At 53.6% G+C, this 22,489-nt stretch carries 22 protein-coding genes; 3 read left to right on the top strand and 19 right to left on the bottom strand.

The features are described 5' to 3' along the window. Positions 1–4: 4 nt before the first annotated feature. From AB3U87_RS19155 to AB3U87_RS19145, 3 genes are all read right to left on the bottom strand, one after another. A complete protein-coding gene (locus AB3U87_RS19155; RefSeq protein WP_394150123.1) occupies positions 5–1,696 on the bottom strand; it encodes a ShlB/FhaC/HecB family hemolysin secretion/activation protein in 1,692 nt (563 codons plus the stop codon). Positions 1,697–2,480: 784 nt separating this feature from the next. Further along, positions 2,481–3,026: a glycine zipper 2TM domain-containing protein gene (locus AB3U87_RS19150; RefSeq protein WP_125290754.1), complete on the bottom strand. Its 546-nt coding sequence runs from the start codon at positions 3,024–3,026 to the stop codon at positions 2,481–2,483. 255 nt (positions 3,027–3,281) lie between these two features. Then, positions 3,282–4,586: an NAD(P)/FAD-dependent oxidoreductase gene (locus AB3U87_RS19145; RefSeq protein ID WP_253454579.1), complete on the bottom strand. Its 1,305-nt coding sequence runs from the start codon at positions 4,584–4,586 to the stop codon at positions 3,282–3,284. A 532-nt stretch (positions 4,587–5,118) separates the two neighbouring features. Here AB3U87_RS19145 and AB3U87_RS19140 point away from each other — a divergent pair. Beyond that, the gene (locus tag AB3U87_RS19140; protein WP_394150120.1) at positions 5,119–5,721 is read left to right on the top strand and encodes a carbonic anhydrase; all 603 of its coding nucleotides are present in this window, start codon (positions 5,119–5,121) and stop codon (positions 5,719–5,721) included. A gap of 259 nt (positions 5,722–5,980) precedes the next feature. Here AB3U87_RS19140 and ycfP read toward each other — a convergent pair whose 3' ends face one another. The 6 genes from ycfP to hinT are packed head-to-tail and all read right to left on the bottom strand — an operon-like array spanning position 5,981 to position 9,746. Then, positions 5,981–6,523, bottom strand: a complete 543-nt coding sequence (gene ycfP / locus AB3U87_RS19135; RefSeq protein WP_253454581.1) for an alpha/beta hydrolase YcfP — start codon at positions 6,521–6,523, stop codon at positions 5,981–5,983. Between the two features lie 24 nt (positions 6,524–6,547). Next, the gene (nagZ, locus tag AB3U87_RS19130) at positions 6,548–7,567 is read right to left on the bottom strand and encodes a beta-N-acetylhexosaminidase (RefSeq protein WP_301252738.1); all 1,020 of its coding nucleotides are present in this window, start codon (positions 7,565–7,567) and stop codon (positions 6,548–6,550) included. Positions 7,568–7,577: 10 nt separating this feature from the next. After that, a complete protein-coding gene (thiK, locus tag AB3U87_RS19125) occupies positions 7,578–8,420 on the bottom strand; it encodes a thiamine kinase (RefSeq protein WP_253454583.1) in 843 nt (280 codons plus the stop codon). Beyond that, positions 8,404–8,967 (bottom strand): penicillin-binding protein activator LpoB, encoded by a 564-nt coding sequence (lpoB, locus tag AB3U87_RS19120; protein ID WP_301289722.1) that lies wholly within the window; start codon positions 8,965–8,967, stop codon positions 8,404–8,406. Before lpoB ends, thiK begins: the two co-directional genes overlap by 17 nt. A 44-nt stretch (positions 8,968–9,011) precedes the next feature. Next, entirely contained in the window at positions 9,012–9,377 is a 366-nt protein-coding gene (locus AB3U87_RS19115; RefSeq protein WP_253461015.1) for a YcfL family putative periplasmic lipoprotein, read from the bottom strand. Positions 9,378–9,395: 18 nt separating this feature from the next. After that, the gene (hinT, locus tag AB3U87_RS19110) at positions 9,396–9,746 is read right to left on the bottom strand and encodes a purine nucleoside phosphoramidase (RefSeq protein ID WP_253454585.1); all 351 of its coding nucleotides are present in this window, start codon (positions 9,744–9,746) and stop codon (positions 9,396–9,398) included. A gap of 628 nt (positions 9,747–10,374) precedes the next feature. Here hinT and AB3U87_RS19105 point away from each other — a divergent pair. Together AB3U87_RS19105 and AB3U87_RS19100 are read left to right on the top strand one after the other, a co-directional pair. Next, positions 10,375–11,997, top strand: a complete 1,623-nt coding sequence (locus AB3U87_RS19105) for an AI-2E family transporter (protein WP_394150117.1) — start codon at positions 10,375–10,377, stop codon at positions 11,995–11,997. 245 nt (positions 11,998–12,242) lie between these two features. Next, positions 12,243–12,908, top strand: a complete 666-nt coding sequence (locus AB3U87_RS19100; RefSeq protein ID WP_394150115.1) for a hypothetical protein — start codon at positions 12,243–12,245, stop codon at positions 12,906–12,908. 65 nt (positions 12,909–12,973) lie between these two features. On the opposite strand, the gene ptsG is transcribed toward AB3U87_RS19100, so the two are convergent. The 10 genes from ptsG to acpP form a co-directional block, all read right to left on the bottom strand. Beyond that, positions 12,974–14,407: a PTS glucose transporter subunit IIBC gene (gene ptsG, locus AB3U87_RS19095; RefSeq protein ID WP_253454588.1), complete on the bottom strand. Its 1,434-nt coding sequence runs from the start codon at positions 14,405–14,407 to the stop codon at positions 12,974–12,976. 291 nt (positions 14,408–14,698) lie between these two features. Beyond that, on the bottom strand, positions 14,699–15,490 hold the full coding sequence (locus AB3U87_RS19090; protein ID WP_394150114.1) for a metal-dependent hydrolase: 792 nt from the start codon (positions 15,488–15,490) through the stop codon (positions 14,699–14,701). Positions 15,491–15,507: 17 nt separating this feature from the next. Then, complete coding sequence (gene holB, locus AB3U87_RS19085) at positions 15,508–16,494, bottom strand: DNA polymerase III subunit delta' (RefSeq protein ID WP_394150112.1); 987 nt, start codon at positions 16,492–16,494, stop codon at positions 15,508–15,510. Next, positions 16,491–17,123 carry a dTMP kinase gene (gene tmk, locus AB3U87_RS19080; protein WP_253454591.1) on the bottom strand — a complete coding sequence of 211 codons (633 nt, stop codon included), beginning with the start codon at positions 17,121–17,123 and terminating at the stop codon, positions 16,491–16,493. The genes holB and tmk overlap by 4 nt, the downstream gene beginning before the upstream one ends. Next, positions 17,113–18,132, bottom strand: coding sequence for an endolytic transglycosylase MltG (mltG, locus tag AB3U87_RS19075; protein ID WP_370733906.1), 1,020 nt, complete (start codon positions 18,130–18,132; stop codon positions 17,113–17,115). Before mltG ends, tmk begins: the two co-directional genes overlap by 11 nt. Continuing rightward, positions 18,129–18,941 (bottom strand): aminodeoxychorismate lyase, encoded by an 813-nt coding sequence (pabC, locus tag AB3U87_RS19070; RefSeq protein WP_253454593.1) that lies wholly within the window; start codon positions 18,939–18,941, stop codon positions 18,129–18,131. The genes mltG and pabC overlap by 4 nt, the downstream gene beginning before the upstream one ends. Positions 18,942–19,149: 208 nt before the next feature. Then, entirely contained in the window at positions 19,150–19,575 is a 426-nt protein-coding gene (locus AB3U87_RS19065; RefSeq protein WP_301252726.1) for a hypothetical protein, read from the bottom strand. Continuing rightward, positions 19,568–20,269, bottom strand: coding sequence for a hypothetical protein (locus AB3U87_RS19060; protein ID WP_301252724.1), 702 nt, complete (start codon positions 20,267–20,269; stop codon positions 19,568–19,570). Before AB3U87_RS19060 ends, AB3U87_RS19065 begins: the two co-directional genes overlap by 8 nt. 506 nt (positions 20,270–20,775) lie before the next feature. Next, positions 20,776–22,017, bottom strand: coding sequence for a beta-ketoacyl-ACP synthase II (fabF, locus tag AB3U87_RS19055; protein WP_125290770.1), 1,242 nt, complete (start codon positions 22,015–22,017; stop codon positions 20,776–20,778). A gap of 88 nt (positions 22,018–22,105) precedes the next feature. Beyond that, positions 22,106–22,342, bottom strand: a complete 237-nt coding sequence (gene acpP / locus AB3U87_RS19050) for an acyl carrier protein (protein WP_004157115.1) — start codon at positions 22,340–22,342, stop codon at positions 22,106–22,108. Between the last annotated feature and the right edge of the window lie 147 nt (positions 22,343–22,489).

Genomic DNA, 22,489 nt, shown 5'->3' with positions numbered 1-22,489 from the left:
CGGGTCAGTAGTTCCAGTTCAGGCTGAAGCCAAAGGTTGCCGGATCGGTTTTAAATCCCTCTGGTTTTGAGAGCGGGATCCCGGCAAAAAGGTCATAGCTAAGGTTGGCGGGCGCGATGGCGCCGCGTAACCCCGTTACGCCTCCGGCCAGATGGCGTCCGGGCAAACCGCCCTGGATTGCGCTGTTGCCGCTGACTTCGCCATAGTCGACCCCAAGATAGAATTCCTGGGCAGGCAGCGGCGTCTGCCAGGCCAGCGTATTCTGTAGCGTCCAGCCACGGCTGGCGCTCAGGGTGCGCTCGCCATCAAAGCCGCGCACCGTCCAGCGGTTGCCGATAGCAAACTCATCCTGCGGCGTCAGCGGCGTGTTACTCATCTGCCGACGATATTGCATGTTGTAATTAAAACGCTGAGTACGCAGTGAGAATGGCACCGTCAGCGCCGCCTGCCAGGTCAGTATTTTTGCCAGCGCGGTCGCATAGGTGCTGTCGTGATAAGACTCTTCCCAGGCCGGTAAGGCGCCAAACCAGCGCGTGCCGCGCTGATAGCTGACTCCGGCATCAAGCGTGGCCGGACCAATATAGTGGCGATGCGACAGCCCTAACCGCCAGGCGCTGGTACGGCGCTGCTGGCTGACGACTTCGGTATCGTTGATAAAATTGCGTGACTCTTTTACCAGCACATCGTAGGTGGCGAGAGTTTTAGAAGAAGCGTTGCGGTGCAGCACCCGGCTGGCCTGCACGTCGAGCGAACGGCTTTTCCCGGCATAGAGAAAATCGCGGCTGTAGCCAGCCACCGTTTGGTGGTAGTCGTAATCGCTGGCGGTCAGCCCAAACTGCCACCAGCCCACCGGCACCGAATAGTGTCCGGTCAGGCTTTTGCTGCTTTTTCTGCCGGCGAAACCCAAATCGCGGCTGGCGGTCAGGTAAAACAGATCGCTCAATGAAGTGGGATTATCCAGCGCCAGCATGATGCCGCTCTGATACCGCCCTGTGCTTTCCGTGCCGGAATCGTCCAGCCAGGCGCCAAGACGCCAGAAACGTCGCTGGGTGCGCTCGATAATAATATCGCTTTCGCCAGGTTTTTCTGCCGGACGTAGCGCCATCTTCGCCTCGACGCCCGGCAGGCGCTGCAGATTTTCCAGCCCCTGTTCGATATCGCGCAGATCCAGCAGGTCGCCGGAATGCGCCGGCATGGTGGGATAGAGGCTGACGTAGCGCGAAGCGCCGGGAGCCAGCTCAACCCGACGGATTTTACCCGGCACAATCAGCAGCTTCAGCTCGCCCTGACGCAAATCCTGCGGCGGCGCGAGCACCCGGGTTGTCACCCAGCCATGATTAATAAGACGGTTTTGCAGCGTGCCCATTAGCTGATTGATGCCCTGCACGCCTACGCAATGACCGACAGCCTGGTTTGCCAGCCGCTGCAACGGCACCCAATGCGGCAGAGCCTGCTGGCCGGATAGCGAGACGCGCTGAAGCGTAAAACAGGGTTTTTCAGCCGGAAAAGTTATCCGCGAAGGTGCGGGGAGCGGTTCGGCAAGACGGATATCGGGTGCTTTTGGCGCTATCTGTGCCTGGCGAGCTTTTTGCTGCTCCTGCTGATGCTGAATTTGCTCATCGCCCGGCGCTGCGTAAACCGCACCGCAGCCGGTTAGCCCAATAAAAGCCAGCGCCGACTTCAGGCGCTTTTCCATTTTTCCCTGCATGACTATTCTGCCCGTCAAATATGTAACAAAATGTGTATTACGTATTTTTATGCGCACATTATGCACCTGCCGGGCGAAAGCTCAAGGAAAAACAGAGAAAAACTTACAAAAAGCTTACATTAATAAGTGAGCGGGGTTAATGAAATCAGTTAAGCGTTCCACTATCAGAAAGGAATTTCAGGGAAATTAGGACACGATTATTGAGAGATTCAAAGGGGAAAATTAATCAGTTAATTATAATTATTTCATTAAAAATCATACATTAACACAAGAAAACCTCGTATTACTTGCTTTAAAAGCCCCGGACATGATGGATGGTTACAACCGCATTTCTGACAATGATCGGAGGCTAATATTTATGTAAGCCCCACAACCACATAAATTTAGCTTAAGTCATGCAGTTGATTATAAATTGCTTTAACCAACCACTATAAAAAGGTCAATGCTTCTACGGATCAATTCGGAAAGCACCTGGTCTTTTTGTATAAGAATACGGTTGACCGCTTGCAGGAGGGACTTATAAAGGAGGTTGCAGGTGAGCAAATTCAAGTATCGTGATGAAAGGCATTGCAGGTGAGCAAATACGAGCATAGTGATAAAGGGCGCTGCAGGTGAGCAAATTCAAGCATCGTGATAAAGGGCGCTGCAGGTGAGCAAATACGAGCACAGTGCTAAAGGGCGCTGCAGGTAAGCAAATTCGAGCATAGTGCTAAAAAAAACCCCCTCCGTTAAGAGGGGGCCGAGCGTCATGCTTTAGCAGAGGCCGGGCAACTTATGCCTGGTTCTGGCTGTTCAGGATCAGCTGACCGTTGCTGTTTAAAGGGATGCGTGTCCCCGGGTCGTTATCCATGCGGATTTTGCCCTGCTGGTCGCCAATTTTATAGGTGACGTCATAGCCCAGCGTTTTTTCCTGCTTATCGTAAACGGTTTTGCAGCGCTGTTCGGTGGTCGTGTAGGTATCGCGATCCTGCAGAGCGCCCTGCACCTGATTACCGCCGTATCCGCCTGCCAGCGCGCCCGCTACGGTAGCCACATCGCGTCCGCGTCCGCCGCCAAACTGATGACCCAGCACGCCGCCCGCCACCGCGCCCAGTACGGAACCGGCGATACGGTTCTCATCCTGCACGGCACGCCGGTGAGTCAGCGTGACGTTACGGCACTCCTGACGCGGATTTTTCGTCGTCTCTTTAATTGGCGTGGCGGAGAGCACCTGAGCAAACTGCGGCTCACGCTCGAATACATTCATGCCTGCTACAGCGGCAACGCCCAGCGCGGCCGCTACGCCAATTCCGATACCTGCCAACATTGATTTATTCACAGGGCTGTCTCCTGAAACGGTTATTACGCATCGTCGCCAGCCGCAGAGTCCGGGCCATACGCGACGCGCTTTGTCCGGTAAAGTGTGCTTATCAGGACCAGTTATGACAATAAGAATTCAGGACGAAATAAATGTTTAAAGTCAAATGCAAAAGCTTTTAAGAGAGTTCTTAGGAGGGATGCGGCAGAAGAAGGGCTTATAACGACGGTATCGTTATAAGCCCTGTTACTATAGATCAGGCGGTCCTGATTTTACTTAGTGCAGCTTAAGGCGCGGACGGATAACCCGGTTAATGCTGCCCACCAGCATCATCAGGCCGGTTTTAAAGTAGCCGTGCAGAGCGACCTGGTGCATACGATAAAGCGAAATATAGACAAAGCGCGCGATGCGTCCTTCAACCATCATTGAACCGCGCATCAGGTTGCCCATCAGGCTGCCGACCGTGCTGAAACGCGAGAGCGAAACCAGCGAGCCGTGATCCTTATAAACATAGGCTTTCTGCTCGCGTCCTTTCATCTGTGCCAGAATGTTATCCAGCACGCGCGACGCCATCTGATGCGCTGACTGCGCGCGAGGAGGCACAAAGCCGCCAGACGGCAGCGCACACGAAGCGCAGTCGCCAATCGCGTAGATATCCGGATCCCGGGTCGTTTGCAGCGTTGGCTCTACCACCAGCTGGTTAATACGGTTGGTTTCCAGCCCGCCAATTTCTTTCATAAAGTCCGGCGCTTTGATACCCGCCGCCCAGACCATCAGATCGGCATTGATAAACTCGCCCGATTTGGTATGCAGGCCATTTTCATCGGCGCTGGTCACCATCGTCTGCGTCAGCACGCGTACGCCCAGCTTAGTCAGCTCCTGATGCGCAGCGGTGGAAATGCGCGGCGGCAGCGCAGGCAAAATACGCTCGCCCGCCTCTACCAGCGTGACGTTCAGCGCGCTGTTGTTCAGACCTTTATAGCCATAGCTGTGCAGCTGTTTCACCGCGTTATGCAGCTCGGCGGAAAGCTCTACGCCGGTCGCGCCGCCGCCGACGATAGCAATATTCACCTGCTCCTGGCGCCCTTCGCTGGCGGAGAATTTCAGGAACAGGTTCAGCATTTCATTATGAAAACGGCGCGCCTGGTGCGGGTTATCCAGGAAAATGCAGTGATCCTTAACGCCCGGCGTGCCGAAGTCGTTGGAGGTGCTGCCCAGCGCCATGACCAGCGTGTCGTACGCCACTTCGCGTTCCGGCACCAGCAGCTCGCCCTGCTCGTTGCGGATTTCCGCCAGCTGTAATTTTTTATTGTCCCGATCGATTTCGGTCAGCGTGCCCAGCTGGAACTGGAAGTGATGATTGCGGGCGTGGGCCAGATAGCTCAGCGCGTCAATCCCTTCATCCAGCGATCCGGTCGCGACTTCGTGCAGCAGCGGCTTCCAGAGATGGCTGTGATTACGGTCCACCAGGGTTATTTCCGCCTTTTTTTTCCGTCCCAGTTTCTGACCAAGCTGTGTCGCCAGCTCAAGCCCGCCGGCTCCTCCGCCGACAATAACAATCTTCTTCATTGGTGTAGTCAAACGACCCCCTTAAATTGTGAACCAGTCGTTAATTAAAGGTTAAATAATATCCTTAATTAACATAGGGTTGGCGATTTATTCGCTATCTGCAGGCAGAATAGCACGCGGGAAATCGGCCGTCCTGTAAAAATTGATACAGGTCAATTTTTTTCAACCATTTCTTATTAGCACGCTGTTTTTGCTGAATAATTTTCCGTGTTTCGGGGAGGATAAGGTGCGTCCGCAAGGCGTTTATTTCACCACCTGAGTGATTTTTTATCTCTGATAATGCGACTCAACAGGAATAATTGACCGATACCCGCTCCGATTGGGTGGAGTAAATATGACGTCCCCTTTTTCAGTTTATTTTATTATCTTGCAATCACCTGTGGCAATCGTATTTAAATATATACTAAAACAACCAAATCAGGCTCCAATAAAAAACCCGGCATATTTAATGATAATTACCCTGAAAAACTTGCAGCAGGCTTAGTTATTAATATCCTCTTAAGCTATTCCGGCTATTCTGCCGAAAAAGGAAGAGGGAAAAGGAATGAAAATATTGAACAGACTGCTGGCACAAAACCGCAGCTGGGCGCAGCAGCAGGCAAACCGCGATCCAAATTACTTTTTAAATCTGATGGCCGCCAAGCCGCCGCAGGCGCTATGGATAGGCTGCTCGGACAGCCGGGTGCCCGCCGAGGTATTAACTAACGCTCATCCCGGTGAGCTTTTTGTGCACCGTAATATCGCCAATATGGTGCTGGAAGAGGATGAGAGCCTGATGAGCATGCTGCAATACGCGCTCGGGCATTTGCAGATTGATACCCTGATCCTGTGCGGCCACTACGACTGCGACGGTATCCAGGCCGCGCTGGCGTTGCAGCAGGTCAACGCGCCGCTTTTTTCCGATCCGTTAACCCACTATCTGCAAAAACTGTACGACTCGCTTAACGACTGGATGGCTGTTTTCCAGCCTGAAATGAAAATAGCCACGACAGGGAAGGAAAAATTAACCGAATACCACCTTATGGCGCAGGCGGTGAATTTAATTAATGCCTGGCCTGTTAAATCAGCAATCAAAGCGGGAAGAGACATCGCTATTTACGGGTGCGTACATGAGCTACACAGCGGCTATTTAAAAAGGCTGGTTTGAAAGGATGCTGATATAAACAGTCAATTACGTGGTCATAGCCAGGCAGGCGCGGTAGCCTTTCTGCTGGCTGACATGCCGAATAACAGCGTGGTGATTGTGGAACATGAAAGCGCGGCGTATCCGGACAGGGATATCAGCGACGTTAGCAACATTCGGCCAGGCCGCCGCCACGAGTAATATTATGCCGGAGCAGTGACCGATGAAGAAAAGCTTGTGAACGTTTGCTGCCCGCCGGGATAAGGCGGGCGAGCGTTAGCGGTTAGCCCAGCGTTTTAAATGCTTTGATCCGCTGCAGGTGCGAGGAGATGTTTTTGAATTTATGCGGCTGGTGGTCATCCCAGACGATTTCATAATAGTCACCCAACGTTGACGCGCTACGCTGGCTGTCCAGCGCCTCGTCGCGTCGGGAGAGGATCACCAGGCAGCGATCGCGGTTTTTTTCCCGAAAGTTGCTGACGCACTTGGTGGCAATATCCACATACTCTTCAGGCCTGTCGATTTTGCCCGGCATGTTTTCTTCTGGCCACAGGTTGGGATTGAACATTACCTGACGGATATCGTTCAGAAAGCCGATGCGCTCGGCCCAATAACCGCCTAACCCTACGCCGCAGATCAGCACGCGTTCATCGTCGCTGCTGCTCAGAAGCTTGTGGGTTTCATTCAGCAAATATTGCATATCATGTTTAGGATGCAGCGTGCTGTAGCTCAACAGCCGTACATCGGGATCGATAAACTGCAGCTGCAGCACTTTTTCATGATTGCCGGGACTGGTTGAATCAAACCCGTGCAGATAGATGATCATCGCCCTTCTCCTGTGGTGTATGCGTCAGCCTCGCTGCTCCAGCCAGCGGGTTTGCAGCTTGCTTAACGCCTGGCTGCTCTCTTTCCAGCGCGGCGAAGCCAGCAGCTGCTGGCGGGTAAACGTGCCACGATGGTACAGCTGCGTAGCGCGTTCGGCATTGATCGGCGACAGATTATCCAGCACGCTGACGGCGCCCTGACGGTTGTTGCAGACCAGGATCATATCGCAGCCGGCGTCCAGCGAAGCCTGACCGCGTTCGGCATAGCTGCCCATAATCGCTGCGCCTTCCATCGACAGATCGTCGGAAAAAATCACGCCGTCGAAACCCAGCTCTTTGCGCAGCACTTTTTTCAACCAGTGCGAGGAACCGCTGGCCGGATGCGGGTCTACCTGAGTATAGATAACGTGCGCAGGCATCACCGCATCCAGCCTGTTTTCGTCAATCAGCTGCTTAAAGATCTGCATATCGTGCTGACGAATCATCGCTTCGGGACGATCGTCGCGCGGCGTTTCTTTATGCGAGTCCGCGCTTACCGCACCGTGACCGGGAAAATGCTTGCCGGTGGTTTTCATACCCGCTTCATGCATGCCATCAATAAAACGGCGCGCCATCGCCAGCGCCACGGCAGGATCGTCATGGAAACTGCGTTCGCCGATTGCCGCGCTGCCGTGTCCTATATCCAGTACGGGCGCGAAGCTGATATCAATATCCATCGCGATCATTTCGACAGCCATCAGCCAGCCCGCTTCCTGCGCCAGCCTTGCCGCTTCGGCTTCGCTGTTCAGCGCGGCAAAAGATTGCATCGCAGGCAGGCGCGTAAAGCCTTCGCGGAAGCGCTGCACGCGCCCGCCCTCCTGATCGACCGCGATCGCCAGGCGGTGACGCGAGGCCGCGCGGATCTGCCTGATCAGCTCCTGAAGCTGCTCAGGATCGTGGTAGTTGCGGGTAAACAGGATTAGCCCGCCCACCAGCGGATGCTGTAAAATTTCCCGCTCTTCCGCGTCCAGCTCGTAACCGAGCACATCTAACATTACCGGTCCCACAGATTACCTCTTATGATCGAACTCGCTGCCAGGCCTGTGCCGCCAGCGTATAAAACGTCTGTTCGCCGCTCTGCTGCCAGCGCAGCTCGTACCAGCTTGCCGCCAGCAGCGTCAGCCAGGGCTGCCAGCGCGCCATCTGCTGCCGTAGCCTTGCCGCATCCAGCCGTTGCAGCGCGGCATAGCGCTCGGTTAGCGCGCGCTGCTGCTCAGCATCCAGCGCGTTTCCTGCTACCAGCGCGGCCAGCTCCAGCGCGACATCGCCATCGCTGGCATACTCCCAGTCAATCAGCCGCAGGCTATTTTGCTGACGGATCAGATTGCCCGGATGCACATCCATATGCAGCAGCGCCCGCCGCAGCGGTTTTGGCTCGCCGCGCCGCTGTAGCCGCTGCAATGCCCGCAGCCAGCCGCAGTGCCGCCGTGCAGGCCGACTGAGCTGCCAGTAGCGCTCCAGCAGCTTTTGCAGCTGCAAAGGATAGCCGCTGAGCGGCTGTTGGTGCAGCCTTGCCAGCTCGCTGACAACCGCGTCCAGCGCGCCGGGAAAGGCCGCCTCGCTCAGCGCCTCGCCCGGCTGCCAGCCCAGCAGCAGCCAGTTATCAGCATAGCCGCAGGCGGCAGGCGCGAGATCGCAGCCGGAAAGCTTGCGTAAAATACGATACTCACGCTGGCGATCCACACCCGGCACGGGATTATCCTGTCGCTGATGGCGGGCCAGCAGCGTTGCCCTTTCCAGCTCCACCTTTGCCGTCAGCCCCGTCAGGCCGTGCAGCGGAAAAAAAGAACCGGCGGATCGCTCCGCCGGAAATCGTTGTTTAATCAGCCTGCTCAGTGCGGGATCAATGCTGTACGACACCGTTACCCGACCAGATGATTTCGCCAGTCTGCACCAGCATCAGCTGCATTTGCAGTTCCGGCGATTTTACGTCGCCCTTAGCGTTGGTATAGAGCACATACTGTGCGCCAACGTAGCGAGCCAGGCCGACGGCTTTGCTGCGCGAGCTCAGGCTGTCTTCGGCTGACAGTCCCAGCGTCTGTTTAGCGGTAGCAAGCTGTTCAGGCGTCACCAGCTTGAACTGGGTGTTATTTTGCAGCGCGCTTTGCAGCGAAGCGGTGGCTTTGGCGCGTTGCAGGCTGCCGTTGGTGCTGTTTTTCACGCCGTCGATCAGCAATACGCTACCGGGCGTGATGCCGTCCGCTTTCAGCATTTGCGCCACCAGCGGCGTTACGCTGGCATCCCAGTTAATCGACTGCATTTTAGGCGGCTGCGGCACCGTTTCCGGCGGCGGCGGCTGGGTCGGCACGGGCTGCGGCTGTTCGGGAACCGGCTGCACCGGCTCGACGGGCGCGGGCTGTTGCTGCTGTTGCACCACACAGCCGCTAAGAATAAGCGCCAGCAACATGACGCCCGAGAGTTTAGCTATCTTCCTTTCCACGCAATAATCTCCTACAGATACAGGTAAAGGCGAACCTTACTGGCCGTCAGGTTACCCGTTTGCGACGATATTTCAACACTGCTATGCGGCGCGACCGTAATCTTGCGAGGCGCTTCGAAGGGCAGAATTTCCAGCCCTTTATCGTCATACCAGTAAAAGCGATAGTAGAGCGTAACGGGTTTTTCCTGCTGGTTATAGAGCTGCGAAGCGCCTCGCTGCTGCCCTTCATGCTCCGATATCACCGGCTCGCCGGTAAGGATCCCCGCCGACAGTACCGATGATTCCATAACCAGCGACTGCGAAGTATCAATGGTCGTGCGATCGCTGGCGCAGCCGCTCAGCAACGCCAGCATGGCGCCCAGGACGATAATCCGCATCATAGTGCCTCCGGCACGTTATTCAGCCAGCATCGGGCCCAGCGGACGACCGCCAACCAGATGCAAATGGATATGATAGACTTCCTGTCCGCCATGCTGATTGCAGTTCATGATCAGACGATAGCCGTCCTCGGCGATCCCTTCCTGTTTAGCGATTTTCGCGGCCACCACAATCATCCGGCCCAGCGCGGCTTCATGCCCCGCCACCGCATCGTTGGCGGTAGGGATCAGGATATTCGGCACGACCAGAATGTGCGTCGGCGCTTTTGGCGAGATATCGCGAAAGGCCGTGACCAGCTCGTCCTGATAAACAATATCGGCCGGGATTTCGCGGCGGATAATTTTACTGAAAATCGTTTCTTCAGCCATGATGCATGTCCTTAAGCTATGAGATGAGTTACGGCAGTATGAGCGAGATATTTGTTTTCTTTCAACCTTCCGCTGGCTTTTCTTTACTGTCTGCCGCTTTTCGCGGCGCTGACCGCAGATTTAACGCCTTACGTGACGCTTTGCGCGAGTAACGTTTGCCTGTTTGAGGTGTTACAGAGAAGGGGTTCACTTTTCCTGACGGACTGCTGTTGATGAAAAGGCGCAGGACAGTGCTTTGTATCTGGCAGTGACTACCGACTGTGACAGATATAAATCGGGTAACATAATCCGTCACCTTTATGGCTTACTGCTTTTGATCTACTGATTTATTTGCCACGAGAAGCAACGGCGCATCCCCTCTTTTTATTGCACACCAGGCTAAAGCTCAAACCGTCTTAAATTGGCCATAATATCGCTATACGTATTATCGGCAGCAGATAACTACCCTTTAAAAAATAAATAAGTTTTATTGATAAATTAAGTTAACAGCAGAGATAATACTTGTGGAATAAACACCTGAATCAAGTAAGAAGTTATGACTCTTTGTCATGCCATAGTTTCAGCAATACCCACCTGGCCTACGTTTATCCACGAAAAATGAACATGGCCTTGATAAAAGGATATTTACATGTCTACTTTTCCAGCTGCTGAGGCTGAGAGTAATCAGAGCGGTAACACAAGACCCGCTTTACGTGAACAGCGCCTGCAGGAGCTGTTGGAAAGCTGTCAAAGCCATATATTGCAGCAGCTAATTGGTCCATTTGGACTGAATAGTACGATGTTTACTGACAGCGATGGCGGCAACGTAACGACTACCCATAATTTCGAAAAAGGCGTGGTGGCGACGGACAGCGATAAAGCACGTTACGAGGCCTGGTCCGAGACAAACAGCGGTGGCTACAACCGCAAGCCTTACGACAAAGAGCTGTCTGGCAAACGCAAAGACATGTTCATGAAAGACGAACCCGTTATTTCTGCTTATACCGGCAATGAACTAAAAAGAGATGGTACAACTCATCTCGACCATGTCGTTTCCGCTAATCGCATTGAAACAGACAGCCGTAATAATCTGTTTATGACGCAGGCGCAACGGGTAGCAATGGCTAACGATCCTAAAAACCTCGTTGCGGCAGAGAGTAATATCAATCAGTCCATGCAGGAAATGGAGAAAAATGAATGGGCTGATAAGGTGCGTAAAAATAATAAAGGGCAAGGCCTGAGCAATACAGAATATTTTGGCATAGACAGGGAAAAGCTCGCACAGACGGCCAGTACGGCAGAGGCACATGTCAAAAAAGATGTACTGATAGCTCAGGTAAAAAAACAGGGTGCGGAACTGGCGAAAACCGGGGCGCAACAGGCGATAAGATCTGCACTCCGTCAGGCGCTGGGCATAGCATTGCACACGCTTGTTAATCATACCTTTATCGAGCTTAAGCGGCTGTTTAACGACCCTGATAAAAGCAATCTGATCGACAGACTGACGGCGGCGCTCAAACGCGTGGTCAATCAAGTCTTATCTAAACTGCGCGCCATGTGGGATGCGGCTGTAAACGGCCTGCTGCAGGGATTTATCAGCAACCTGCTGACCTTTCTGATCAATAACTTTATTACCACAGCAGCAAAAGTTGTCTCTGTGATCCGTGAAGGGATGGCAGGCCTGTGGAAAGCGGTAAAAATGTTGATCAATCCGCCACCCGGCCAGACCGGTATTGAAACCGCGCGCGCCGTGACAAAAATTTTAGCCGGTGTAGTAACAACCTCTTTGGGGCTCATGTTTGAAGAGGCTATCAAAGGCTTTCTGTCCGGCATTCCGCTGCTGCTGCCAATGGTAGGGATCCTTTCTCCCGCCATCACCGCTATCCTCACAGGGATTGTTTCGTCGCTAGTTGTCTACGGCCTGGATCGTTTTTTCGACTGGCTTTCTCAAACCGGCACCGAACGCCTGAAGGCGATGGAAGTCGGTCTGGATGCGGGTAAAGAGAACATGGGAAAAATGGCACAGTGGCTGGAACTCCAGTTTCAGAATTCTGCAAGCTATCGCATGATCGGTGCAGACTACCAGCTTATCGAATCCCACCTGAAGAGCGCTCGCAACAGCCAAAGTGACGCCGCAGCCAGCCAACGCACAAGAATACAGGCGAATCAGCAATTCAATCAACAACTGAACGCTAACATCGACTCGCTCGGCGCTGCAGAGGCTGATGTCATGCTGCTTCTGGAAAATTATCTGGCAAAGGATCCTTTGTAATGGATGTCATTAAAGATTTGGCGCAGGTTCGCGTATCAGAAGCCATGCTCCGACAGGTAGATGTGCCCGGTCTGTTGAAGAGTTTCAAGGAAGATTACGACAAGCTGGATAATCTTAAAAAAGACAGGGAAAAGCATGAGGCTCGTCATGCGGTCTCTCGCTGGTGGAATTCTGACGAGCTGGAAACGGCGCAGCTGAACGCCGCCGAACTGCAGGCCAGCTTCGCTAAAAAGCTGGGCCAGCTGATGATGATTTCCATCGCCCAGGCCCAGATGCTGAATGAGCAACAGCAGCAGCTGCAAAATCAACAAACCCGCATCAAAAAACAGACCAATGAGATAGCTGAAACAAATGAGGTCATTAAAGGACAGCAGGAGACGCTGGCAGTACAGCAGCAGTCGTTGGAAAAGCTGATTAATGACTATTTTGAATTAAAAGGCTTAACGGCCGAAGGCGCTAAACAGCTTATCCTTATTGCTCATGAAGTTAAGCAGACTAAAGAGCAACTGTTGGAAGCCTTTGACGAAAAGCTTTTGGAAGCACAAAGGCTTCATCAACAAACTGAACTAAGCCTGCAACATTACGACATCGCCTGGCAGCGCCAGCGTCAGCAGATACAGGATGAATCGCAGGCGCTGGCTCGTTGCGTGGAAGATCAGCTTGCCAATCAGCAAAAAGACGTAAGCGAGGCGCTTAAGGTAGCGCAACAGCAAACGGAAGCCTTTTGCCAGAAGCTCCACCAACAGTATGAGCAGCAAACTATAGCTTTAAAACAATGGAGCGAGGATGCATTAGCCATGCAGCAGAGCAGGCTGGCGCGCGTGCAAATGCTGGCTGTCGGCAGCCTTTCAGCTGCTGCTGGCGCGCTTGTCTGGATTGGATGGATGAATCGCGGCCTTTTTGGCGGCTGACATTTACGCCGGATAAAAAAAGCCCCACTCGAAGGTGGGGCTTTTTGTTTTATCTTACCGATTGATTATTGCTTGCGGATGTACTCATCCATCTCGGTTTTCAGGTTATCGGATTTGGTGCCGAAAATGGCCTGAACGCCGGAACCCGCCACGACCACGCCCGCTGCGCCAAGCTGTTTCAGACCGGACTGATCCACTTTGGATACGTCCGCCACGCTGACGCGTAAACGCGTGATGCAGGCATCAAGGTTAGTGATGTTCTCTTTACCACCGAAAGCGGCAACCAGGTTAGCAGCCATTTCACTGGAATTACCTGCCGTTTGCGTCGTTGAAGTTTCTTCACGGCCCGGCGTTTTCAGATTCAATTTAACAATCAGCACGCGGAACACGGTGTAGTAAACCAGACCGTACAGGATACCGATAATCGGGAACAGCCAGATACGGCTGCTGTTGCCGCTCAGCACCACAAAGTCAATCAGGCCGTGCGAGAAGCTGGTGCCGTCGCGCATCCCCAGCAGGATACAGATAGGGAAAGCCAGACCGGCCAGGATAGCGTGGATCGCATACAGGACTGGCGCCACGAACATAAAGGAGAATTCGATTGGCTCGGTGATGCCGGTCAGGAACGAGGTCAGCGCGGCGGAAATCATGATGCCGCCCACTTTCGCACGGTTTTCTGGTTTAGCGGAGTGCCAGATAGCAATCGCTGCCGCAGGCAGGCCGTACATTTTAAACAGGAAGCCGCCGGAGAGTTTGCCCGCGGTCGGGTCGCCTGCCATATAGCGTGGGATATCGCCGTGGAAAACCTGACCAGCCGCATTGGTGAACTCGCCGATCTGCATCTGGAAAGGCACGTTCCAGATATGGTGCAGACCAAACGGCACCAGAGAACGCTCAATCACGCCGTAGATACCGAAAGCGACTACCGGGTTCTGATAGGCGGCCCACTGTGAGAATTCCTGAATGGCGGTACCAACTGGCGGCCAGATAAAGGAAAGCAGGATACCGATAAAGATCGCCGTGAAACCGGAGATAATTGGAACAAAGCGCTTACCCGCAAAGAAGCCGAGATATTCCGGCAGCTTGATACGGTAGAAGCGGTTAAACATATAGGCTGCTATCGAACCGGCAATAATACCGCCCAATACGCCCGTATCGGCGAGATGCTTCGCTTCGATCTCCCCGGCTGGCATATGCAGCACCAGCGGTGCTACGACCGCCATCGTTTTTACCATGATGCCGTAGGCCACCACCGCCGCCAGCGCAGAAACGCCGTCATTGTTGGTAAAGCCCAGCGCCACGCCGATGGCGAAAATCAGCGGCATATTGGCAAAGACGGATCCACCTGCTTCCGCCATAACGTGAGAGACAACGGCGGGCAGCCAGCTGAAGTTGGCGGAGCCTACGCCAAGCAGAATACCGGCAATCGGCAGCACCGATACCGGCAACATCAGCGATTTACCGACCTTTTGCAGGTTTGCAAATGCGTTTTTGAACATAGTGTGAAACTCCTGAGTATGGGTGCTTTACGCGCTTTTCAACGCGATATAACGGGGGGAGGACCCGCTATGGGTGGAGCGCTTTGCGCCCTCGTGATTTATTACGAACTGTAAAATAATTCCGAAAGCATTTGTTTGACGGTTATCACGTTTCACTGAACAACCGCCTGCTATGTAGTTTAATTCCCGGAAATTTGCCAGTTTTTGCCCATTCAAAAGCCGTATCGCCCGCAAAGAGGCGATACGAACTGCTTTTTTTACAAATTTATTACGAGCAATGAAATAAAGCGGTTAGTCTGTAAGGCGGCTCATCGGCACGTGGAAAAGGCGGGAGAAATTCGCTGTGGTGGCTTCGGCCAGCGTTTCAATACTGACGCCTTTCACTACGGCCATATAGTCCGCTACATCGCGCGTGTAAGCTGGCTGATTCTCTTTGCCGCGGTAAGGCACGGGCGCCAGATAAGGCGAGTCGGTTTCCACCAGCATGCGATCGAGCGGAACATAGCGTGCCGCCTCGCGGATCGTTTCCGCATTGCGGAAAGTGGCAATGCCGGAAAACGAAATATAAAAGCCCATATCCAGCAGCTTTTCCGCCGTTTCCCGATCTTCCGTGAAGCAGTGCAGTACGCCGCCGCACCCTTCCACCTTCTCTTCTTTCAGGATCGCCAGCGTATCCTCGCGCGCATCGCGCGTATGCACAATAACCGGTTTATTCAGATCGCGGCCGATGCGAATATGCTCGCGGAAAGAGGCCTGCTGCTGCGCCATGGTTTCTTTCTGATAGTAGTAGTCCAGCCCGGTTTCGCCCATGGCGATAACACGCTCGTCGGCGGCCAGCTGGCGCAGCTCGGCAAAATCATAAGGTTCATCCTGATTGAGCGGATGCACGCCGCAGGAGTACGCTACGTTGGGACGATCGCCAATCAGGTCGGTCATCGCTTTATAGCCGGGCAGCGTGGTCGCTACCGCCAGCATAAACTTCACGTCGCGCGCGGCGGCTTTCGCCAGCACGTCATCCACATCGCGGTGCAGGCTATCATAATTCAGGCCGTCAAGATGACAGTGGGAATCGACTAAAAACATAATTATTCTCTGGTTCGTTAGCCGACCACGGAAGCGTGGAGCATTTGCTCCCACGCCAGCAGCTGGTCGGTCAATAAGAGTTCACGGTTTACGGCCAGCACGTTCAGCAGGCGATCGCGGCACAGGAACCATTGGCGAATGCTCTCATCCAGCGCGCTGGCCGGTAGCTGACGGGCAACCTCCGCCACCAGCGTCTGGCTGTCGGCATTGGCGATAAAGCGCCCGCCGCCCTGCTGCCATTTCAGCGCATCCACCAGCAGCGCGCAAAGCCAGCCGGTACGCGCCGCCGCGTCGTCGTGGTTCAGAACGGGCAGCAAGGATAGCATATCTTTTTGCAGCGCCCCCGGCAGCGCCTCGCACAGCGCCTGCCGCGCCGCCCAGCTTTTTTCCAGCAGCGTTTGCGCCGCTGCAGGCGCGCCACCGCTTAGCCGCAGCGCGGTCAGGCAATCCTGCTGTGATGCGCCAGCCTGCTTTTGCAGCCAGCTCAGGCTTTGCGTCTCGTCCGGCGCGGCCAGGTGAACGCTTTGACAGCGGCTGCGCAACGTGGCCAGCAGCTGTGAAGGCTGCTGGCAGCAGAGCAAAAACCAGGTGTTCACCGGCGGCTCTTCCAGCGTTTTCAGCAGCGCGTTGGCGGCGGCCTCCGTCAGCTGAGCGGCATCGGGCAGCCAGACCACTTTCGCCCCGCCCTGCTGGGCATGATGGAAGAGCTTCTCCGTAACGCCGCGCACCGCATCAATACCCAGCGAGCTTTTGCCCTTTTCCGCCGTCAGTTCGTACCAGTCCGGATGCGTATGGGCCTGCATCAAACGACAGGCGTGGCACTCTCCGCAGCTTTTCAGCCCGTCTCTGCGCTGGCACATCAGCCAGCGGCTGATCCCCCAGACCAGCGAGGCATCGCCCATGCCCGGCAGCGCCTGGAGCAGTAGCGCGTGGTGTCCGCGTCCGGCCTGATGCTGGCCGACGATCTGCCGGTAAGGCTGGTTAAGCCACGGATACCAGATCATGACCGTACCTGTAGCCACTGCGCCAGCGTCTGTCGGATAGCGGCGGAGACGCCCTCTATATCCTGCGTGGCGTCGATAGTTTTAATGCTTTCGTCCGCGGCGGCCAGCGTCAGATAGCGTTCACGCGTGCGGGTAAAGAAGTTCAGCGACTCCTGTTCGATCCGATCTAATGCGCCTCGCGAGCGGGCGCGTTGCAGGCCGATTTCTGGCGTCACGTCCAGATAGAGGGTCAAATCAGGCGCGAAATCACCCAGTACGCTCTGTTTCAGCTGCGCCATCAGACGGATATCCATGCCTCGCCCGCCGCCCTGATAGGCCTGAGAAGAGAGATCGTGGCGATCGCCAACCACCCAGGCGCCGCGCGCCAACGCCGGTTTAATGACATTCTCCACCAGCTGCACTCGTGCCGCGTAAAGCATCAGCAGCTCCGCACGATCGGTGATCTGCTCGCCTTCAATCCCCTGCTTGATCAACTCGCGGAGTTTTTCCGCCAGCGGCGTGCCGCCCGGTTCGCGGGTAAAGACGATATCCTCAATGCCGTGCTGTTTAAGCGTCGCAACGATGGTATCCCGAGCGGTCGTTTTGCCCGCGCCTTCCAGCCCTTCGATAACGATAAAATTACTTTTCATTTTTTTCCTTGAGCAGCAGGCGCCACGCCTGGACCGCGCGATTGTGGCTCGCCAGGTTAGTGGTAAAAGTGTGTCCGCCTTTGCCGTCCGCAACAAAATAAAGGAAGTCCGTTTTTTCCGGATGCGCCGCGGCTTCCAGCGAGGCTTTGCCCGGCGTGGCGATAGGCCCCGGCGGCATGCCGGCAATCACATAGGTGTTATAGGCCGTCGGCGTTTCCAGATCCTTGCGCGTCAGCGTGCCTTTATAGCTGTCGCCCATACCGTAAATCACGGTCGGATCGGTCTGCAAACGCATTCCCAGCCGCAGACGATTGATAAATACCGAAGCGACCTTGCTGCGCTCTTCGCCCAACGCCGTCTCTTTTTCCACAATCGACGCCATGGTTAACAAATCATTTTTATCTTTATAGGGCAGCCCGTCCGCTTTGTTCTGCCACAGCGTATCGACGATTTTTACCATCTGGCCGTGAGCCCGCTCCAGGATCGCCACGTCCGTGGTATTGGCGGTGTAGGAATAGGTATCGGGATAGAACCAGCCTTCGACGTTTTGCTCCGACATTTTCAGCGTCTGACCCAGCGTGGTCAGTTTATCGTCAGCCAGCGTGTGTTTGATATAGGGCGCTGTGCGCAGCTGCGCCAGCCACTCCTGCATCCGCGACCCTTCGATAAACCGGATCGGGAACTGCGCCTCTTTACCGCTGGAGAGCAGCGCCAGCATCTGGCGTACCGTCATACCCTGCGTGAAGCGATAGGTACCGGCTTTAAAATTCGCCAGCTCCGGCTCCAGCTTGAGCAGCCAGCCAAACCAGATGGAATGCGGAATAATTTTTTGCCTGTTCAGCTCGGCTTCCAGCACCACGCGGCCCGATCCGGCCGGAAGCGTGAAAATCGTCTCATGGTTAATCGAGAGCGGCGAACCGGCCAGCTGCTTAATTTGCCAGTAGCTGAAAGCCAAACCGGCGATAACAAGCGCGACGATCCCGCCGACTAGTTTGCGTTTTACTGTCATAAATTTCCCTGAAAATCGTGCTCATTGATCCGATTAAACAACGTTCTTGAGCGATAAAACCGGTTGTCTATCTCCACTACCGGCAGCACTGGCATCAGCGCATTGGTGATAAAAATTTCGTCCGCTTGTTCGAGGATCTGTGGCGGTACGCTGACTTCCCTGACTCTGACACCCTGCGCGGCCAGCAGCCGCATCACCCGCTGACGCTGGATACCGTTTACGCCGGCCTGCGTCACGTCGGGGGTAAAAACTTCCTCGCCTTTACGCCAGAATAAATTTGCCGCACAGCATTCCACCAGCAGCCCCTGAGTGTCAAGGACCAGCGCTTCGTCAGCGCCGGTCTGCTCAAGCTCTGTGCGAATGAGTACCTGTTCCAGGCGATTAAGATGCTTGATACCGGCTAACTGCGGATTGCGGCCCAAACGGATGGTGCTTAGCGCCAGCCTTACGCCCGTCTGGCGCAGCTGATGATAATGCGTCGGATAGTCCGACAGCATAATGATGCGTGAAGCCTGCTGGCAGCCGCTGGCGCTGTAGCCCCGGCCGCCGACACCGCGAGAAACAATGACTTTAAGCACGCCGGTTGTACGCGTCGCGGCGGCTATCTTCATCTCTTGCCGCAGGGCTTGCCAGTCAACATCACGGATTAGCAGGCGCTCGCAGGCCTGCTGTAATCGTTCAAGATGCGCGCGCAGGTCAAAGACTTCACCCTGCTCTATACGGGCCGTAGTAAAACAGCCGTCACCAAACTGTACGGCGCGGTCCCTGACGGACAAATGCTCCTGAGGCTGACCGTTTATCCAGATCATCTGCTCTCCTTATTTGCTACGCGCAAGCTTACCTGCATCCTCGCGTAGATTCACGTCCGTTTAAACGGCTAAAGTAGCATGGGGATAAAACAAAAAAGGCCCGCATTTGCGGGCCTGCAAATAAAACTAACCTTTTGAAACATAAATAATTTTACTTCACAGTTTCTGCTTTATGTTTATACTCATTTTCAGGCCATGCAGGCTAACATTATGTAAAATTGTAGACAACCTGCACAATGACGGTTTTTTCCCCTCTCAATACCCCGACATAAATTATTTCCAGAGGATTTGAGCCATGCCAGCACACTGACTCTGCATCACATTCATTTTGTTGCTTATAACCGGCTGAAGCCAGGTAATTATTAATTCTGTGAGTATCAACAGTATCATAAAATTTTATTGCATAGACGTGCGTTGCCGGGCCGGTAATGTTGGCAAAATCGAAGTCATAGCGACAGGAAATACGCGGCATTTTTTTGAGAATATCAGGCGTATAAAAATTGTATTCACGCTTATTCTGTTCGGTATAGTGTGCGCTACCAGCAAACTCCATCCTGATGTAAGGCCAGGTACAGGCAAGTGCGGCAATAGCTACTATAAAAATGGGAATAAGTACCTTCAACGATTTACGCATAGGGTAATGTGCCTCGCTTTGCTTTATCAATGTACGAACCATCAGCGGAAGCGATACTGACCTTCCCGGAATGAAAGTCATCCCACGGTCTGACCCAGTTCATAAAATCAGGTAATACACCTTTATGCGGCCTGCCATTAGGGGATTTTTCAGGATCGGGGAAAAGAAGTGGTAAAAATGAATCGTTTTTAAAGGATCCTATTGGGCCGTAATGATCCCAACGCCTGAGCGCCTCTTTCTTACTAACAGGTCGTAATGCTGGAAAAACATCGTGGCTGGAAATGACGCGGTAGAACCCCAGTAAATCTGAAACCAAATCTTCCCCGCTAAATCCACTATCCGTCATAAGATTAAACGGAAACGAGGCCTGCAAACCTTCAAATTTCCGTGCCAGCGACATCATCATTGCCAGTGCAATACTTTGCCGTTCAGAATTAGAACGCCCTTTTTTAATGCGCCAGGTTATAAATTTACCTGTCCTGTAAGAGTGAGTCGGGTCAACCATAGCCTGCGAATAAGAAACGTCATAGCACGCCTGATCTGAGTGTTCTCCGTTATCGATTTTTCTCAACAGGCTTTTAATATCGCTACCCTGCGCATGACCGAGATCGACCCATCCAAGTACTTCAGTATAAATCAATCCATATCTTAAATGACTTTGGCGACCGTCAATTATATTTTGCCGTTTACTCATTTATGGAGTTCCTTTCCATCAAAATAGCCCAAATAATAACCAGGAAATCACATCCCTTCCATCGACTATTTTTCCTTTCAGAATCAAGCCCACTGTAGAAAATTTTGGCTGGAATTACGCAAGCACACCCGGCGCGGTGCTGGTTTGTCTGCAAACTATTTATTCTGTCAAATTACAGGGGTGCGTACGCTGCAATGGCGGCCAGGTCTGAACGACTCAGTAAGCAACAGGCGACACTTTAATAGGCGTATAAAAACCCGCACGCGAGTGACAATTTAGTCGATTAGAAGACTGGACTTCTGTTTAAGTGCGCTCACCTGCTGGCCGGGTTAATACAGAGTGCATCGGACGCGCATCAACAAACGAATGCAGAGGACTACATCTGTGGATTCCAGAGGAGCCGTGATGTACCAGAAAAAATCTAAGATGCTGAATTGATAATAAAACAGGCGTGAATACTATACAAAAAAGGCCCGCATTTGCGGGCCTTTTTTCACAACAGACAATCAGATTTTCCGGAAGATCAGCGAGCCATTAGTGCCGCCAAACCCGAAGGAGTTGCACAGAGCGTACTCCAGTCCTTTAACCTGACGCGCCGTATGCGGCACAAAATCCAGATCGCAACCTTCATCCGGGTTATCCAGATTGATGGTAGGCGGAATGACCTGATCGCGCAGTGCAAGGATAGAGTAGATGGATTCTACTGCTCCCGCCGCGCCTAACAGATGACCGGTCATGGATTTTGTGGAGCTGACCATTACGTCATACGCCGCAGCGCCAAATACGGATTTCACAGCCTGCGCTTCTGCCACATCGCCCGCAGACGTCGAGGTGCCGTGTGCGTTGATATAGCCGATTTTTTCCGGCGACAGCTGTGCATCGCGCAGGGCGTTTTCCATTGCCAGCGCCGCGCCCGCGCCGTTTTCCGGCGGCGAGGTCATGTGGTAAGCATCACTGCTCATGCCGAAGCCAACCAGCTCGGCGTAAATCTTCGCGCCGCGCTTTTTAGCATGTTCGTATTCTTCCAGCACGACGATACCTGCCCCGTCGCCCAGCACGAAGCCGTCACGGTCTTTATCCCACGGACGGCTTGCCGCCTGAGGATTGTCGTTACGGGTAGAAAGCGCACGTGCCGCGCCAAAGCCGCCAATGCCCAGTGGCGTACTGCCTTTCTCTGCGCCGCCGGCAATCATGACGTCGGCGTCGTTGTAGGCAATCATACGCGCAGCCTGACCAATGTTATGCACACCGGTTGTACAGGCGGTAGAAATGGCAATGCTCGGCCCTTTCATGCCGTACATGATAGTCAGATGACCGGCAATCATGTTCACAATAGTGGAAGGCACAAAGAAAGGACTGATTTTACGCGGACCGCCGTTCACCAGCGAGGTATGGTTTTCTTCTATCAGACCAAGACCGCCGATGCCGGAGCCGATAGCGGCGCCGATACGGTGCGCGTTCTCGTCAGTAATGACCAGACCGGCATCCTGCATAGCCTGCATACCAGCAACAACGCCGTATTGAATGAAGGCGTCCATCTTGCGCTGATCTTTACGCGAGATAAACTCCTCGCAGTTGAAATCCTTTACTAAGCCAGCAAAACGCGTTGCGTAGGCACTGGTTTCAAAATGGTCGATCGGGCTGATGCCACTCTGACCGGCAACAAGAGCATTCCAGGTAGACTCTACGGTATTGCCGACAGGAGACAACATGCCAAGACCGGTCACAACTACACGACGCTTAGACACGTTCGTCCTCCAGGGAGGGGATAAAAGAGAATCAGTGGGACCTACAGATAAAACTCAGGCGGTCGAGCGACCGCCTGGAGATGCTCACTTACGCCTGGTGACCATTGATGTAATCAATAGCAGCCTGAACGGTAGTGATTTTCTCAGCTTCTTCGTCCGGAATCTCGGTATCAAACTCTTCTTCCAGAGCCATTACCAGCTCAACGGTATCAAGAGAATCAGCGCCCAGATCTTCTACAAAAGAGGCAGTGTTAACAACTTCTTCCTGCTTAACGCCAAGCTGCTCGCCAATGATTTTCTTAACGCGTTCTTCGATAGTGCTCATACTATTAAATTTCCTATCAAAACTCGCTTTCGCGATGGTTTTCGTAGTGTATAAAATGTTGAAAAAGATGCAACTAAATCCCGGCTGGTCAAACCACGAATTTACGCTATTTTGCGGGCATTACCGCAAATAACGCAAATAGTTTTC

It is taken from the genome of Erwinia plantamica (genome assembly GCF_043420595.1).
Taxonomy (GTDB): Bacteria; Pseudomonadota; Gammaproteobacteria; order Enterobacterales; family Enterobacteriaceae; genus Erwinia; species Erwinia aeris.
This window is presented reverse-complemented; position numbering and strand designations above follow the sequence as displayed.